Here is an 882-nt window from a genome sequence, read left to right as displayed (position 1 = left end):
AAATTGAAGAGCGTGCAAACCCAAGGCGATCTTTTCGGCGACTTTGCGTTATCCCCGCAAGAGATTTACCGTTCTCTGGACACCCTTTGTGTGCTCAGTGAAGAGATCCAGCTGCAGATGCACCATGCGATCACGAAGCAGATCGGCCGCACAGGGGTCTTGGTCTTCTATGATGTCACCAATTACTATTTTGAGACGGACTTGGATGATGAACTCGTCGAAATCGACGGGGAGACCATCCCGGCCTTTCGAAAACGGGGTCCAAGCAAAGAGAATCGGCCCAACCCCATCGTCCAGATGGGCCTGTTTATGGATACGAACGGGATCCCGATTGCGTTTCAGTTGTTTCCCGGGAACTGCAATGATGTGAAAACCTACTTGCCAGCTGTGGAACAAGTAAAGAAGCAGTTTGGCATCGAACGAATCGTGGTGGTCGCAGACAAAGGCATGAACAGCAAGACCAATATCGTGGAAACCTTACAGAATCAGGATGGCTACCTGTTCAGTCAAAAAATCCGGGGCACGCGAGGTGCCCCAAAAGATCTGCAGGACTTCGCCCTGGACCCGGAAGGGTGGATATTCAATGAACACGAGACCTTCGCCCAAAAATCAATGATTCGAAAAAGAATACTGAACAAAAAAGAAGTCACCGAAAAAGTGCTGGTGACATGGAATCAAAAATATGATTTTCGGGAAAAAGTCCGCCGACAGAAATCCATCGAGTACGCGGAAAAACTGACAGCCAGCGAGCGATTCCGGCTGACCATGAAAAAAGGCGGCAAGCGCTACTTGGAAGTCGAACAGTTGGATGAAGAGACCGGTGAAATCCGCAGGCTTACGCCGCATATTTCCATCGATGAAGAACAAATCGCCCTGGATGAA

At 49.4% G+C, this 882-nt stretch carries 1 protein-coding gene; it reads left to right on the top strand.

Going from position 1 to position 882, the window contains the following annotated elements; translation table 11 throughout:
- Window positions 1-882: IS1634 family transposase (locus KCG48_RS14510; RefSeq protein ID WP_211802889.1), on the top strand; the 882-nt coding region annotated here is incomplete at both ends.

The sequence above is a fragment of the Proteiniclasticum sediminis genome (genome assembly GCF_018128025.1).
Classification (GTDB): Bacteria; Bacillota; Clostridia; order Clostridiales; family Clostridiaceae; genus Proteiniclasticum; species Proteiniclasticum sediminis.
The sequence above is the reverse complement of the archived record's forward strand: the minus strand, read 5'-3'. Positions and strand labels throughout refer to the sequence as shown.